We start from the raw sequence: 14,803 nt of genomic DNA, 5'->3' as shown, positions 1-14,803 counted from the left end.
GGGCTACAGATGTACGACCGGGCAGGTCAGGGTGCGGGTGATGCCGTCCACTTGCTGGACCTTCGCGACCACCATCCGACCGAGGTCGTCGACGGTGTCCGCCTGGGCCCGCACGATCACGTCATAAGGTCCTGTCACGTCCTCGGCCTGGATCACCCCAGGAATCTTGCTGATCGTCTCGGCGACGGTCGACGCTTTGCCGACCTCCGTCTGGATCAGGATGTACGCCTGTACCACGGAACCTCCAGGGCGGCCACGAGGATCATGTGGGGAAAAGGAACGCCACGGTATCGCGTCGTCGCTCGTCGCGGGGAGACCCGCGGGGGCGCGGACGCCCGCGCCGGGGTGCCGGCATGACAGAAGTTGACGGTCACTTCGACCGTATCGAGGACACTGGTCACGCGCGACCGGGCACGGCAAGGGACAGAAGGGGCGAAGGGCAATGAAGGGCACTGTTGGTGAGCTCGGGGAGTTCGGGCTCATCAGGGAGCTCACCTCCCGTCTCACCACCACCCCGGCGGTCCGGGTCGGCCCCGGCGACGACGCCGCGGTGGTGGCCGCTCCCGACCGCCGGGTCGTGGCCAGCACCGACATCCTCCTGGAGGGGCGGCACTTCCGCCGGGACTGGTCCACGGCCTACGACGTGGGCCGCAAGGCCGCCGCACAGAACCTCGCGGACATCGCCGCCATGGGCGCCGTACCGACGGCCCTGCTGCTCGGTCTGGTCGTCCCGGCCGAACTCCCGGTGACCTGGCCCAGCGAGCTCATGGACGGCCTGCGCGACGAGTGCCAGGTCGCGGGCGCCTCGGTGGTCGGCGGAGATGTCGTACGCGGGGACACGATCATGGTCTCCATCACCGCGCTCGGCGATCTGCGCAACCAGGAGCCCGTGACACGCGGCGGCGCACAGCCCGGCGACCTCGTCGCCGTGACCGGCTGGCTGGGCTGGTCCGCGGCCGGGTACGCGGTGCTGTCGCGCGGTTTCCGCTCGCCGCGGGCCTTCGTGGAGGCGCACCGGCGTCCCGAGCCGCCGTATCACGCGGGACCGGCGGCGGCGGGGCTGGGCGCGACCGCCATGTGCGACGTGAGCGACGGGCTGATCGCCGACCTCGGGCACATCGCCGAGGCCAGCAAGGTCCGCATCGACATCCGTTCCGGCGCGATCGACATCCCGTCCCAGATGAACGACATCGGTCAGGCCGTCGGCGTCGACCCCATGCAGTGGGTGCTGACCGGGGGAGAGGACCACGCGATCGTGGCGACCTTCCCGTCGGACGTGAAGCTCCCCGCCCGCTGGAAGGTCATCGGCGAGGTCCTCAACCCCTCGGCGCTGCCCCAGGTGACGGTCGACGGGGCGCCGTGGACGAGCAAGGGCGGCTGGGACCACTTCGGGGACATCGAGTCGTGACCGCTCCGCCCAGGGTCCTCACGGTGGCCGGCTCCGACTCCGGCGGAGGCGCCGGGATCCAGGCCGACTTGAAGACGATGCTGGCACTCGGCGTGCACGGCATGAGCGTCGTCACGGCTGTCACCGCGCAGAACTCCCTGGGCGTGCAAGGGGCTTGGCCGCTGCCCGTGGAGACCGTGCGGGCCCAGTACCGCAGCGTCGTCGACGACATCGGCGTACAGGCCGTGAAGACCGGGATGCTGGCCTCGGCCGAACTGGTCGAGACGGTGGCCGAGTTGCTCGCCGGGACGGACGCCCCGGCGGTCGTCGACCCGGTCGGGGTGTCGAAGCACGGGGACTCGCTGCTGGCCGCGTCCGCGCTGGAGTCGGTGCGTGAGCGGCTGCTTCCGGTGGCGACCGTGGCGACCCCGAACCTCGACGAGGTGGCCCAGCTGGCGGGCGTCCACGTCGAGTCCGAGGAGGATCTGCGGCGGGCCGCCGAGGCCGTTTTGTCGTACGGGCCGACGTGGGTGCTGATCAAGGGCGGCCACCTCACGGGGGACGCCGTCGATCTGCTGACCGACGGGTCCGAGGAGCACTGGCTGCGGTCGCCGCGGTACGACAACCGGCACACGCACGGGACGGGCTGCACCCTCGCCTCGGCGATCGCCTCGGGCCTCGCCCGGGGGTGGTCCGTGCCGGAGGCGGTGACGGCGGCCAAGGAGTACGTCACCGGGGCGATCAAGGCCGGGTTCGCGCTGGGGGGCGGGATCGGGCCCGTTGATCATGCCTGGCGGCTCAGGGCGTAGGCACGGCTCAGGGCGTAGGCACGGCTCAGGGCGTAGGCACGGCAAAAAGCCGGCCCACCTCTCGGTGGACCGGCTCTGTGCAGCAACCAGCAGTGGCCGCGCGCTTAGCTGTGCGTCAGCGCGAGACCTTGCCGGCCTTGATGCACGAGGTGCAAGCGTTCACGCGCTTCGGCGTCCCGCCGACCACGGTACGGACGCGCTGGATGTTGGGGTTCCAGCGACGGGACGTACGGCGGTGCGAGTGCGAGATGTTGTTGCCGAAGCCCGGCCCCTTGCCGCAGACGTCGCAGTTGGCAGCCACGGGTCACTCCAAAGACTTCAGATGCACTTACGGTTGGATCCCGGCAAGCCGGGATCGAGATCGTAGGATCAGAGATCTTGGTGGCGCTGCCAGGGGGATGGCCCGATGGGATCGGGCAACCGGAGCAGCATACAACGACTGCGCCAGTAGAACGAAACTACCATGCCTGCTCAGGGCCCTGCTCCCAGCCCTCTTCCGGCGGACGCCATTGCGGGGTCTACGCTGCGTCCACGTCCAGCAGTCCAAGGAGGCGCAGGTGGCGCAGGTGCCGCAGACATTCTTCGATGCTCTCGCGGTGCGCACCTGGTGCGGTCTCGCGCTGGAGGCGCTCGGGCGGGCGCGCGAGGAGATCGACGCGATCAATGTCTATCCGGTGGCCGACGGCGACACCGGGACGAACCTGTATCTGACGGCGGAGTCCGCGGCGGCGGCCGTCGAGGCCGTGTTCACCGCCTACGACGAGGGCGGCAGGCCCTCCCTGGCCGACGCGGCGCGCGCGATGGCGCACGGCGCCCTCATAGGGGCCCGCGGGAACTCCGGGACGATCCTCGCCCAGCTGCTGCGTGGCATGGCCCAGGTCCTCGCCGAGGCCGGTGAGGCGTCTCACACCGACGGTTCCGGGCTCCGCCTCGCCCTGCGGCGCGCGGCCGACTCCGCCCGCCAGGCCGTGGCCCACCCGGTCGAGGGCACGGTCCTGTCCGTCGCCTCGGCCGCGGCCGACGCGGCCGAGCGGAGCACGGGCGAGGGCGACTGCGGGGCCGTGGCGCGGGCCGCCTACGAGGGGGCGCGGGTGGCCCTGGCGGCGACGCCCGGGCAGCTCGTGGTCCTGGAGCGGGCCGGGGTGGTAGACGCGGGCGGGCGGGGGCTGGTGGCGGTGCTCGGGGCGCTGGTGGAGACGTTCACCGGGGAGGCGCCGCGCGCGGTGGCGGTCTCTTCCGGTGCTGCTGCCTCTTCCGGTGCTTCTGCTGCTTCTGTTTCTTCTGTCCACGCGCGCGTGGACGCCGTTTTCGATAGGGCAGATACGGCGGATACGGCACCTGCGGGGACCGCCGACGAGTGCGCCGACGGGCCCGCGCAAGCCGATGGCCCCGCCTTCGAGGTGATCTACCTCCTGGAGGCCGAGGACGCGGCCGTGATGCGGCTGAGGACCCGCCTGGACGCCCTCGGGGACTCCCTCGTCGTCGTCGGCGGCGACGGGCTGTGGAACGTCCACGTGCACGTCGACGACGCGGGCGCGGCCGTGGAGGCGGGCGTCGAGGCCGGGCGGCCCTACCGGATCCGGATCACCCACTTCGGGCTCGGCGACGTCCACACGCGCGGGGGCGAGCGACCGCCCAGGGAGCGGGTGCAGCGGGCCGTCGTCGCCGTCGTGCCCGGCGAGGGCCTTGCCGGGCTCTACACGGACGCCGGCGCCACCACCGTGCTCGCGCGCCCCGGGGAGCCGCCCGCGAGCGGGGAGATCGTCGAGGCCGTACGACGGGCCCACGCGCGCGAGGTCGTGCTGCTGCCCAACGACGCCGAGCTGCGGCACACCGCGGCCGCCGCGGCCGAGCAGGCCCGCACGGAGGGCATCCGGGTCGCCCTGATCCCCACCCGCTCCGCGGTCCAGGGCATCGCCGCGCTCGCCGTGCACGAACCCGAGCGGCGCTTCGACGAGGACGTCGTCTCGATGACCTCGGCGGCCGGCGCGACCCGCTACGCCGAGGTGGCCGTCGCCGAGCGCCAGTCCTGGACCCTCGCCGGCATCTGTGAGGCGGGCGACATCCTCGGCCTCATCGACGGCGACGTGGCCGTGATCGGTTCCGACGTCACCGCCGCCGCCGAGACCGTCCTGGACCGCATGCTGTCGGCGGGCGGCGAGCTCGTGACGCTCGTCCTCGGCGACGATGCCCCCGAGTCCATCGCCGACCACCTCGAAGCACGCGTGCGTGAGGCGTACCTCGCCGTCGACACCGTGGTGTACCGGGGCGGACGGCAGGGCGCGCTGCTCCTCATCGGCGTCGAGTGACGGTGACTTCGGCTGCCCCGCCTCGCTAGTCCTCCAGCACCTCGAGCATCTGCTGGGCCTCCGCGCGGCGGGCCTGAACCGTGTCGTCGGTGTCGTCGGCGTCGTCCATCCGGTCCACCCGGTCCGTCCCGTCCGTCCCGCTCCTGTCGTACGCCTCACGGCCCTCGTACGCCTCACGGCCCTCGTACGCCTCATACGCGTCGTACGCCGCCAGCACCGCACGTGCGCGTGCGGCCGCGCGGTCGGGGCGGCTGAGGTCGGCCTCCAGCCAGCCGGCGGCGAGTTCGGCGCCGGTGCGGCTGTGCAGGGCGGCGTCGCCGAGGGAGGCGAACACCACGATCGCCTCGGTGATCTGGGCGAGGGCGTCCTCCAGGGCGGCCTGGATCGTCTCGTCCTCGGCGTCCTCCGCGGCCGAGCGGGCGAGCAGGTCGCCGTACTGCCGGTGGGTGTGCCCGAGTTCGGCGACCAGCCGTCGGCGGGCCTCGTCGTCGACGGAGTCCGGGCCCAGCGCCTCCGCGCACTCCCGCACCGCCGCTTCCATCAGCTCCCGTGCCTCGTCCTGCCCGCCCTCCGCGCCCAGCGCCAGCCACGCGCGGGCACGCAGGGCACGGACCAGACCGTGCACGTCACCGAGCGAGCGCCACAGCTCACCCGCGCGCGTGTACGCACGGTCGGCCTCGTCGGACAGGCCCGCCTGGCCGAGCGACTCGGCGGCGAGATGGGCCAGCGTCGCGTGGTCCTGCTGCTCGGGCCACTGGCGGGCGAGCTCGGCGGCCTGGAGACGGCGTGCGGCGGCCTCGCGGTGTTCGCCGAGCTCGCTCAGACAGTCGCCGAGCCACCACTGCGTCTGGACGACTGCCCCGTCGCCGTGCGTCTCGACGCTCAGGTCGGGCAGCGCCGACTCCAGCACCTCCGCCGCCTCGGCCCACCGGCCCTGCCGCAGCAGGAACCCGCCGAGCAGATGCCGCGCCCACGCGCCGAGCGTGGGCCCCGCCCCGGCAGCGTCGGCCCAGTGCGCGGCCTCCAGGGCCTGTTCCGCTGCCTCCTCGGCCTGTCCGGTGCCGCCGAGCACCTCGGCGAGCTGGAGGTGCAGCTGGGCCCGTCCCGTGGCCTCCAGGTACGGCCCGCCGTGGTTCAGGGCGGCCCGTAGCGCCCGCTCGGCCTGCGCCATGTCGCCGAGATGGTGGGCGAGCCCGGCCAGCCGGCCCTGGTACTCCACCGCGAACCACGGCAGCCCCGCCGCCACGAACCCCTCCGCGGCCCGCGCGAACAGCTCGGCCGCCTTCGACAGGTCCCCGGCGTGCGCCGCCAGCTCGGCGAGCATCGCCCGCGCCTCCGCGGCCCGGGAACCGAGCCGTACGTCGTCCCCGGCCCGCCCGCCGACGAGCGCGAGCACCTCCCGTACGGCGGCCTCCGCGTCGGCGAGGACCCGGGTCTCCAGGGCGCCCTCCTCCTCGGCGGTCTGCACCCGCCGCATCAGGATCCGCGCCCGCCCCATCAGCACCGACGCCGTCTGCCGTACGCCGGTGCCGTCGTCGGCGTACAGGGCCAACGCCTCGTCGTACGGTCCCGCGACCGCCGCCAGCGCCCCGTCCACGTCTCCGGCGAGGGCCCGCATGAACGCGCCACGCGTGCGTGCCGCCAGCGCCTCTCCGGGGTCGCCCGCCGCCGCGTACAGCTCGGCGGCGCGCTCGAACAGCTCGACGCCCTCGGGGCCGAGGTCCATCGCCCGGTGGTCGACGATCTCCGCCTGGTCGCGCGGGTCGAGCTCGACGCCCTCCGCGGCGCGGGCGACCGCCGCCCACGCCTCGACGGCGTTCGGCTGGAGGCCGTCCGCGAGGCGGCGGGCCTCGGCGATCAGGGCGGTGAGGTCAGTGAGGTCGGTGCGGTCGGGCTCCGGTGCGGCGGGCGGCGGCGGTGCGGTCGGCGCGGTGGCCGGGCGGGCCGAGCGCACGCCCAACGGCAGCCGCTCCACCCACGGTTCCCGCGCCATACGCGCGCGTACCCGGTCGCTGACGTGTGTCGTGCCGTTGCGCCGGTCGAACTGGCCGGCCAGGTCCAGGGCCCCCGCACGCGCGTGTGCGGCGAGTTCGCGGGCGGTCCACGTCCGGTCGGCCGGTCCCGGCACCTGCCGGTCGCCCAGGCCGAGGGCGGTCAGCCGGTCCATGAGCAGCGTGACCACGCTCAGGAACTCCAGCTTGCCGCGCGGATGACCGGTGTCCGTGAAGTACGCCGGGCGCTCCGCCAGCAGCTCTAGGCCGCGGGCCTCGTTGCCGGTCAGCGCGCAGAACTCCACATGATCGGCGTACGCGGACCGCATGCTCTCCATGGCCCGCACCAGCCGGAAGCCCCGCAGATGGTGGGCGCGCGCCTCGTCCAGGCGGCCCAGCCGCAGCAGCGGGACCAGGGAGGACGCGAGGACCGTGTGCGGCTCGTGCGCGCAGGTGAACTCGCCCGTCAGGACCGGCGCCCACAACTCCAGCGCCTCCGCGTCCCGGCCCTGCTCCGCCCGCCACCAGCCCTGCCCGTCCAGCTCGCACGCGTGACAGTCGGCCATCCGGTCCCGGTCGGCGGCCAGCCAGGCGGTGAACGCCCGCTCCGCGCGCGCGGTGTCACCGACATGCGCGGCGATGTTGAACTCGACGCTGCGCACCGCCCGTTCGGAGTGCCCGGCGAGCCGGTAGCGGTGCTCCATCTCGCCGAGCCACTTCTCTATCGAGGCGAGCGGGATGTGCGGCTGGTCGAGCATCCCGGACGACATCCACTTGAAGACCCAGTGCAGCGTGTGCGTCTCGTACTCGTCGAAGTCCTCGGGCCGCTCGTCCCACAGGCGCAGCAGACGCGCGAAGGGGACGAACATCTTGTCCTTCTCGGAGCTGTAGTTGTAGACCTTCAGCTGGTGGCCGAGCGCCTCGATGACGGCGAGCGGGATGTTCAGCTTCTCGGCCTCGGCCAGCAGCTGCTCCGCGCGCGCGTTGCGGGCGGGGCCCTCCGGCTGCTCGCCGTTCTCCGCCATCGCCCGGCGCAGTGCGTCGAAGTCCGTGATCTCCCCCATCAGTGCCCCTCCTCGCCGTTCGTGGCCCACTCCAGCAGACCGATGAAGGACCGGTTCAGCAGCGCCGAGTCCGCGGGCCTGAGCGGTCGTTGCGCCATCAGCAGCGCCTGCCCGTACAGGGACTCCGTGGCGGTGCCGATCAGTTCCGGTCCGCGCAGCGAACTGATCCGCCGGATCAGCGGGTTGAGGTGGTTGAGCACCAGCCGCGCGCGCGGGGCGGTGCCGCGCAGCGAGCCCAGGATGCCCGCCCACAGGTCGTCCGCCCGCGCCTGTGCGTCGGCACGCGCCTGCTCGTGCCGGGCCGCGCGGTCGTCCAGGTGCAGCGCGGGCACGGTGAGCGGGTGGAAGGCGCGCAGGACGACGTCACAGCCCAGGGGGTCGAGGGTGGCCCGCGCGACCCCCAGGAAGCCCGCGAGAGCCAGCTCCTCGGCCGGGTCGACGGTGTCCAGATGCGCGGTCACGGTCTCCGCGTCCAGCTCCGCGACCACCGTCCCCGGCCGCACCGACGGCAGCGCCTGGACCAGGTCGCTGTCGTACGTGTAACCGCCGTTGACGACGCCGATGCCCTGCGCCGACGCGATCGGCGCGACCTGCCGGTACTCCTCGACGGTCCGGGTGAAGTGCACGACCGGGTGCCGCCGTGCGAACTCCTCCAGGGAGACCTGCCCGTCCGTCGTCTCGAAGGGCAGCCACGGCAGCATCGTGCGCAGCATCTCCGCGTCGTGCCGCGCCAGCGCCTTCACACCCAGGTGGTGCACCGCCAGGAACGCCGCCAGCCGTTCCGGATCGCCCGCGGCCAGACCCGTCAGCCAGGACCGAATCCTTTCGCCCAGCGCCTCCCGTACGGCGGCCAGCGTCTCGTCCTCGTACAGCGCCTCGCGCGACGCGGTGGGCCGCAGACTGTCGGTGTCGAGCACGCACCGCACGAAGAACGCCCAGTCGGGCAGCAGCTGTTCGGCCCGCTCGGTCAGCAGCATGCCCTTGAGATGGACGCGATGCGTGGCCCGCTGCGCCGGACTGACCGCCGACGGCAGCACGTACGCCACCCCGCGGATCCCGGCGAGCGGCACGTCAAGGCCGACCGAGTCCAGCGGGGTGAACCCGAACAGGTCATGGCAGTGCCGCGCCAGGGCCACCCGGCGGGCGGCGGGGGAGGGGTACGGCCGGTCCCAGGGCGCCGGCAGATCGGTGACCGCCTCGCCGTCCACGCGCACGTCGTACGGCAGCAGCGCGCCGAAGTCCCGGGCCAGCGCGCGGACCTTCTCCGGGGCCAGCCACTCCCCGGCCCCCGCCCGTGCCGTCAGGTGCACGGTGGTACCGGGCTCGGGCCGGGCGTCGGACGCCAGCGTCCGCACGGTGTACGAACCGTCGTCGCTCGCCGTCCACTCCACCGGTGCCGCGTCCGGCGTACGGGCGCTGCGGCTGACCACCCGGATCCGCTCGGCCACCACGAAACAGGCCAGCAGCCCGATGCCGAACTGCCCGAGGAACTCGGAGCGCACCTCCTGGATGCCGTCCGCCCGCTTCGAACTGCGGCCGATGGTCGCCAGCAGGTCGTGCACGTCGGCCTCGGTGAGCCCCACGCCGGAGTCCTCGACCCGCAGGGCGCCGCCCGCCGCGTACAGCCGCACCGTCGCCGGGGCGCCCGGCTGTTCGGCCCGCCGGGCGGTGATGGCGTCCACGGCGTTCTGCAGCAGCTCGCGCAGATAGACCTTCGGACTGGAGTAGAGGTGATGGGAGAGCAGGTCCACCAGACCACGCAGGTCGACCTGGAACGTGTGCGGTGACGGGGAGGCCTGGGATGACGGTGAGGTCTGGGAGTCCATCGCAACGGCGCCGTGGGCGGGGGACGGTCGACGGCGCGGGGTCGGGCGGTCCCGGTGGGGCGGTGACCGCGGAGGGATGGCCGGAGGCGCGTCATCCTAGAGCCGGAACAGCCCGCCTGACCAGGGGTTTCGCAAGACGTATACGGCTTTGTCAGTGGGGTGGTGTGCAATGGATCTCGTGCCCGCGCTCGAAGAACCACTGAAAAAGGTGCTCGGTCCACCCACCGCGAAGGTGATGGCCGAGCATCTCGGCCTGCACACCGTCGGCGACCTCCTGCACCACTACCCGCGCAGATACGAGGAGCGGGGCCAGCTCACCCACCTGGCCGACCTCCCGATGGACGAGCACGTCACGGTGGTGGCGATGGTCGCCGACGCCCGTCTGCACACCTTCGCCTCCAGCAAGGCGCCGCGAGGCAAGGGCCAGCGCCTCGAAGTCACCATCACGGACGGCAACGGCCGCCTCCAGCTGGTCTTCTTCGGCAACGGCGTCCACAAGCCGCACAAGGAACTCCTGCCGGGCACCCGGGCGTTGTTCGCGGGCAAGGTCTCCGTCTTCAACCGCCGCCTCCAACTGGCGCATCCGGCGTACGAGTTGCTGCGCGGTGACGCGGAAGAGACGGTCGAGACCTGGGCCGGCGCCCTCATCCCCCTCTACCCCGCCACGGCGAAACTGGAGTCCTGGAAGATCGGCAAGGCGATCCAGCTGGTCCTGCCCAGCGCCCAGGAGGCGGTCGACCCCCTCCCGGACTCCCTGCGCGAGGGCCGCGGCCTGGTCTCCCTCCCCGAGGCCCTTCTCAAGATCCACCGCCCGCACACCAAGGCCGACATCGACGACGCCCGCACCCGCCTCAAATGGGACGAGGCCTTCGTCCTCCAGGTAGCCCTCGCCCGCCGCCGCCACGCCGACGCCCAACTCCCCGCGGTCGCCCGCAAACCCAAGCCGGACGGCCTCCTCTCGGCCTTCGACGACCGCCTCCCCTTCACCCTCACCGAGGGCCAGCAGAAGGTCTCCAAGGAGATCTTCGACGACCTGGCGACGGAACACCCGATGCACAGGCTGCTGCAAGGAGAAGTGGGTTCGGGAAAGACGATGGTCGCCCTGCGCGCCATGCTCGCCACCGTCGACGCGGGCGGCCAGGCGGCCATGCTCGCGCCCACCGAGGTCCTCGCCCAGCAGCACCACCGCTCGGTCGTCGAGATGATGGGCGAGCTGGCCGAGGGCGGCATGCTGGGCGGCTCCGAGCACGCCACGAAGGTGGTGCTGCTGACCGGCTCCATGGGGACGGCGGCTCGCCGGCAGGCCCTGCTCGACCTTGTCACCGGCGAGGCGGGCATCGTCATCGGCACGCACGCGCTGATCGAGGACAAGGTCCAGTTCCACGACCTCGGCCTGGTCGTGGTGGACGAACAGCACCGCTTCGGCGTCGAGCAGCGCGACGCCCTGCGCGGCAAGGGCAAACAGCCCCCGCACCTCCTCGTCATGACGGCCACGCCCATCCCGCGCACGGTCGCGATGACGGTCTTCGGCGACCTGGAGACCTCGGTCCTGGACCAGCTCCCGGCGGGCCGTTCCCCGATCGCCAGCCATGTCGTCCCCGCCGCCGACAAGCCCCACTTCCTGGCCCGCGCCTGGGAGCGGGTGCGCGAGGAGGTGGAGAACGGCCATCAGGCGTACGTCGTCTGCCCCCGCATCGGCGACGACGAGGACGACCCCAAGAAGGCCCGCAAGTCCGCCGAGGACGAGGCCGAGAAGCGCCCGCCGATGGCCGTCCTGGAGGTCGCCGACCAGCTCGCCAAGGGCCCGCTGAACGGCCTCAGGGTCGAGGTCCTGCACGGCCGTATGCACCCCGACGACAAGGACGCGGTCATGCGCCGCTTCGCCGCCGGCGAGACCCATGTCCTGGTCGCCACCACGGTCATCGAGGTCGGCGTCAACGTCCCCAACGCCACCGCCATGGTGATCATGGACGCGGACCGCTTCGGCGTCTCCCAGCTCCACCAGCTCCGCGGCCGGGTGGGCCGAGGCTCGGCGGCCGGCCTCTGCCTCCTGGTCACCGAGATGCCGGAGGCCAGCGCCGCCCGCCAGCGCCTGACCGCGGTGGCCTCGACCCAGGACGGCTTCGAACTCTCCCGCATCGACCTCGAACAACGCCGCGAGGGCGACGTCCTCGGCCAGGCCCAGTCCGGCGCCCGCACCTCCCTGAAGGTCCTCGCCGTCATCGAGGACGAGGAGGTCATCGCGCAGGCGCGGGAGGAAGCGGTGGCGGTGGTGGAGGCGGACCCGGAACTGGAGAACCTCCCGGGTCTGCGCACGGCGCTCGACGCCCTCTTGGACGAGGAGAGAGAGCAGTACCTGGAAAAGGGCTGAGAAAATGAATCCGCCACCTCCCCCGAACAAGGACCGAAGATGACTCGCGTGATCGCCGGCAAGGCCGGCGGACGTCGCCTGGCAGTACCGCCGGGAAACGGCACCCGCCCCACCTCCGACCGCGCACGCGAGGGTCTCCTCTCCACCTGGCAGTCCCTCCTGGGCGGCCCCCTGGACGGCGAGCGCGTCCTCGACCTCTACGCCGGATCGGGCGCCGTCGGCCTAGAAGCCCTCTCCCGCGGCGCGAGCCACACCCTCCTCGTCGAGGCCGACGCCCGAGCCGCCCGCACCATCCGCGAGAACGTCAAGAACCTCGGCCTCCCCGGCGCCGAGGTCCGGGCGGGCAAAGCGGAGCAGATCATCCAGCAACCGGCGCCGACCGAGCCGTACGACATCGTCTTCCTGGACCCGCCGTACCGAGTCACAGATCACGATCTTCGGGAGATTCTCCTCACACTCCGCTCGGGGGGCTGGCTCGCGGCGGACGCGCTCGTCACCGTGGAGCGCAGCACCAGAGGCGGTGAATTCGGATGGCCGGAGGGTTTTGCAGCACTCCGGTCCCGTCGCTACGGCGAGGGAACGTTTTGGTACGGTCGCGCCGCCTCTACGTGCGAAGACGCACGATGACCGGACCGGAGAGCGAGGGAACTCAAGTGCGCCGCGCCGTCTGTCCCGGGTCGTTCGACCCGATCACCAACGGACATCTCGACATCATTTCCCGCGCCTCCCGTCTGTACGACGAGGTCTACGTCGCGGTCATGATCAACAAGTCCAAGAAGGGCCTGTTCGAGATCGACGAGCGGATCGATCTGATCCGCCAGGTCACCGCCGAGTACGGCAACGTGAAGGTCGAGGCCTTCCACGGACTTCTCGTCGACTACTGCAAGCAGCGCGACATCCCCGCGATCGTCAAGGGCCTGCGCGCGGTCAGCGACTTCGACTACGAGTTGCAGATGGCCCAGATGAACAACGGCCTCTCGGGCGTGGAGACCCTGTTCGTTCCCACCAACCCCACCTACAGCTTCCTGTCCTCCTCCCTCGTCAAGGAGGTCGCGACCTGGGGCGGCGACATCGCCCACCTGGTGCCGCCGGTCGTCCTGGAGGCCCTCAACGAGCGCCTGCACAGGGACTGATGGGGCTACAGTCGTCCCGTCCGTCTCCAACACAGCTGTAGAGAGTGGCGAGCACAGGTGGACGTGCAGAAGAAGCTCGACGAGATCGTCGCCTCGGTCTCCGGCGCCCGGTCGATGCCCATGTCGGCCTCGTGCGTGGTCAACCGCGCCGAACTGCTCGCGATGCTGGAGGAGGTCCGGGCGGCACTGCCCGACTCCCTCGCCCAGGCACAGGTGCTGATCGGCGACCGTGAGTCGATGGTCGAGCAGGCCCGCCAGGAGGCCGAGCGGATCATCTCCGGCGCGCACGCCGAGCGCGGCTCGCTGATCTCCGACACCGAGGTGGCCCGCCGCTCGCAGGCCGAGGCCGACCGGATCCTGAACGAGGCCCGCAGGGAGGCCGAGGAGGTCCGCGCCGAGGCCGACGACTACGTCGACTCCAAGCTCGCCAACTTCGAGGTCGTCCTCACCAAGACCCTCGGCTCGGTCGGCCGCGGCCGCGAGAAGCTCCTCGGCACCGGACCGGGCCTGGACGAGCAGGGCTACGAGGACGAGGACGCCCCCGAGCGCAGCCACGACCCCGAGACCCTGCGCCGCGACGCCGACGCCTACGTCGACTCCAAGCTCGGCGCCTTCGAGGCGGTCCTCGCCAAGACCCTGGACGCCGTCGGCAAGGGCCGCGCCAAGCTGCACGGCCGGATCGCCACCGACGACCTCGGCGCCCTCGCCGACGACCTCTCCACCGTCCAGCACTCCAGCGACGCCGACTACCTCGCCGACCTCGCGGCCCTCGCCGAGCAGGACACCCCGGCGGCCCCGGCCGAGCAGCCGGAGTACGCCCAGCAGCCGGCCTACGGCTATCAGCAGACGGACACCTACGGCGGCTACCCGCAGCAGGCCTACGCCCAGCAGCAGGACGCCTACGGCTACCAGCAGGCCGATCCCTACGCCTACCAGGGCTACGACGCCCAGCAGGCCTCCTACGACGCCGGACAGGCCCAGCAGGCCCAGCAGGCCGCGCAGGCCCAGCAGTCGTACGCGCTCGACGAGACCAGCCTCTTCGACACCGGCATGATCACGCCGGAGCAGCTGAGGGCGTACGAGCAGGGTCGCGGCCAGTAAGGACCGGTCGGAGACCGGTCGCCGGCCACCGGATTGGGCCGTGAGCGAAAGGTCCAGTATCCTGGCTCTTCGGTCGCGTGTACGTCCGCGATCAACGCTGCCCGGGAACACCGAAGGGCGGCGTCCCCATGAGTTCGAAGATCGAAAGCAGGAATGGCTCTGAACGCCCGCCTCGACCACCGCAACCCTCTCGTGTTCGATACGCGCGAGCTGGGGCGGCGTCCTGGTGCGTTGCAGCGCCTGACCCGTGAGATCGACGCCCCCAAGGATCTCGGGATCCAGGGAGTCATCGGAGTGCCGGAAGGCGCCCCGATGGAGCTTGAACTCCGCCTTGAGTCGGTCATGGAAGGGGTGCTTGTCACAGGCACCGCCCGTGCACAGGCCAAGGGGGAGTGCGTAAGGTGTCTGGAGCCGCTCGAGCTCACCCTCGAAGCGGACTTCCAGGAGATGTTCTCGTACCCTGACGCCGATGAGCGGGGCCGCGCGAAAGCGACGGAGCCCGACGACGACGCCGAGGACGACGAGGACAGGCTCTATCTCGAGGACGGCCTGTTCGACCTCGAACCCGTGCTGCGTGACGCGGTGGTGCTTGCCCTGCCGATGCAGCCGGTGTGCCAGGACGACTGTCTGGGCCTGTGCTCCGAGTGCGGAGCGCGGCTCACGGACGACCCGGACCACCACCATGACGCCGTCGACATCCGTTGGGCGGCATTGCAGGGACTCGCCGGTTCACTCGAAGATGGCGAGAAGGACGAGATGAGCGGCGGCGCGCTTCCATCAGCGCACGCCGACGAGAAGCAGGAGAAGTAGCC

12 protein-coding genes are annotated in these 14,803 nt (G+C 72.0%); 8 read left to right on the top strand and 4 right to left on the bottom strand.

Going from position 1 to position 14,803, the window contains the following annotated elements; all coding sequences use genetic code 11:
• Window positions 1-3: 3 nt before the first annotated feature.
• Complete coding sequence (locus OG866_RS12655; RefSeq protein WP_003997603.1) at window positions 4-237, bottom strand: Lrp/AsnC family transcriptional regulator; 234 nt, start codon at window positions 235-237, stop codon at window positions 4-6.
• A 205-nt stretch (window positions 238-442) separates the two neighbouring features.
• Between OG866_RS12655 and OG866_RS12650 the strand changes: the two genes are divergently transcribed.
• The gene (locus tag OG866_RS12650; protein WP_329334288.1) at window positions 443-1,408 is read left to right on the top strand and encodes a thiamine-phosphate kinase; all 966 of its coding nucleotides are present in this window, start codon (window positions 443-445) and stop codon (window positions 1,406-1,408) included.
• On the top strand, window positions 1,405-2,196 hold the full coding sequence (gene thiD / locus OG866_RS12645) for a bifunctional hydroxymethylpyrimidine kinase/phosphomethylpyrimidine kinase (protein ID WP_329334287.1): 792 nt from the start codon (window positions 1,405-1,407) through the stop codon (window positions 2,194-2,196). The genes OG866_RS12650 and thiD overlap by 4 nt, the downstream gene beginning before the upstream one ends.
• A gap of 115 nt (window positions 2,197-2,311) precedes the next feature.
• Here thiD and rpmB read toward each other — a convergent pair whose 3' ends face one another.
• Window positions 2,312-2,497 (bottom strand): 50S ribosomal protein L28, encoded by a 186-nt coding sequence (rpmB, locus tag OG866_RS12640; protein WP_003993230.1) that lies wholly within the window; start codon window positions 2,495-2,497, stop codon window positions 2,312-2,314.
• Between the two features lie 256 nt (window positions 2,498-2,753).
• Here rpmB and OG866_RS12635 point away from each other — a divergent pair, with 256 nt between their 5' ends.
• Window positions 2,754-4,505, top strand: coding sequence for a DAK2 domain-containing protein (locus OG866_RS12635; protein WP_329334285.1), 1,752 nt, complete (start codon window positions 2,754-2,756; stop codon window positions 4,503-4,505).
• A 25-nt stretch (window positions 4,506-4,530) separates the two neighbouring features.
• Here the strand turns inward: OG866_RS12635 and OG866_RS12630 are convergent, their stop codons facing one another.
• Both OG866_RS12630 and OG866_RS12625 read right to left on the bottom strand, forming a co-directional pair.
• The gene (locus tag OG866_RS12630; RefSeq protein WP_329334284.1) at window positions 4,531-7,560 is read right to left on the bottom strand and encodes a tetratricopeptide repeat protein; all 3,030 of its coding nucleotides are present in this window, start codon (window positions 7,558-7,560) and stop codon (window positions 4,531-4,533) included.
• Window positions 7,560-9,386, bottom strand: coding sequence for an HSP90 family protein (locus tag OG866_RS12625; RefSeq protein WP_329334282.1), 1,827 nt, complete (start codon window positions 9,384-9,386; stop codon window positions 7,560-7,562). Before OG866_RS12625 ends, OG866_RS12630 begins: the two co-directional genes overlap by 1 nt.
• A gap of 169 nt (window positions 9,387-9,555) precedes the next feature.
• On the opposite strand from OG866_RS12625, the gene recG reads away from it, so the two are divergent.
• From recG to OG866_RS12600, 5 genes are all read left to right on the top strand, one after another.
• Window positions 9,556-11,757, top strand: coding sequence for an ATP-dependent DNA helicase RecG (gene recG, locus OG866_RS12620; RefSeq protein WP_329334280.1), 2,202 nt, complete (start codon window positions 9,556-9,558; stop codon window positions 11,755-11,757).
• A 39-nt stretch (window positions 11,758-11,796) separates the two neighbouring features.
• Window positions 11,797-12,384 carry a 16S rRNA (guanine(966)-N(2))-methyltransferase RsmD gene (gene rsmD / locus OG866_RS12615; protein WP_329334279.1) on the top strand — a complete coding sequence of 196 codons (588 nt, stop codon included), beginning with the start codon at window positions 11,797-11,799 and terminating at the stop codon, window positions 12,382-12,384.
• On the top strand, window positions 12,381-12,890 hold the full coding sequence (gene coaD / locus OG866_RS12610; protein WP_329334277.1) for a pantetheine-phosphate adenylyltransferase: 510 nt from the start codon (window positions 12,381-12,383) through the stop codon (window positions 12,888-12,890). The genes rsmD and coaD overlap by 4 nt, the downstream gene beginning before the upstream one ends.
• A gap of 57 nt (window positions 12,891-12,947) precedes the next feature.
• Entirely contained in the window at window positions 12,948-13,991 is a 1,044-nt protein-coding gene (locus OG866_RS12605) for a cell division initiation protein (RefSeq protein WP_329334276.1), read from the top strand.
• Between the two features lie 153 nt (window positions 13,992-14,144).
• Window positions 14,145-14,801, top strand: coding sequence for a YceD family protein (locus OG866_RS12600; protein ID WP_329334274.1), 657 nt, complete (start codon window positions 14,145-14,147; stop codon window positions 14,799-14,801).
• Window positions 14,802-14,803: the final 2 nt, after the last annotated feature.

The sequence above is a fragment of the Streptomyces sp. NBC_00663 genome (genome assembly GCF_036226885.1).
In the GTDB taxonomy this organism is placed as follows: domain Bacteria; phylum Actinomycetota; class Actinomycetes; order Streptomycetales; family Streptomycetaceae; genus Streptomyces.
This window is presented reverse-complemented; position numbering and strand designations above follow the sequence as displayed.

Bases quoted from the DNA above. Each gene is read 5' to 3' on its own strand.
- OG866_RS12625 (WP_329334282.1), bottom strand. From the start codon at position 9,386: ATGGACTCCCAGACCTCACCGTCATCCCAGGCCTCCCCGTCACCGCAC.
- OG866_RS12630 (WP_329334284.1), bottom strand. From the start codon at position 7,560: ATGGGGGAGATCACGGACTTCGACGCACTGCGCCGGGCGATGGCGGAG.
- coaD (WP_329334277.1), top strand. From the start codon at position 12,381: ATGACCGGACCGGAGAGCGAGGGAACTCAAGTGCGCCGCGCCGTCTGT.
- OG866_RS12650 (WP_329334288.1), top strand. From the start codon at position 443: ATGAAGGGCACTGTTGGTGAGCTCGGGGAGTTCGGGCTCATCAGGGAG.
- recG (WP_329334280.1), top strand. From the start codon at position 9,556: ATGGATCTCGTGCCCGCGCTCGAAGAACCACTGAAAAAGGTGCTCGGT.
- OG866_RS12600 (WP_329334274.1), top strand. From the start codon at position 14,145: ATGGCTCTGAACGCCCGCCTCGACCACCGCAACCCTCTCGTGTTCGAT.
- rsmD (WP_329334279.1), top strand. From the start codon at position 11,797: ATGACTCGCGTGATCGCCGGCAAGGCCGGCGGACGTCGCCTGGCAGTA.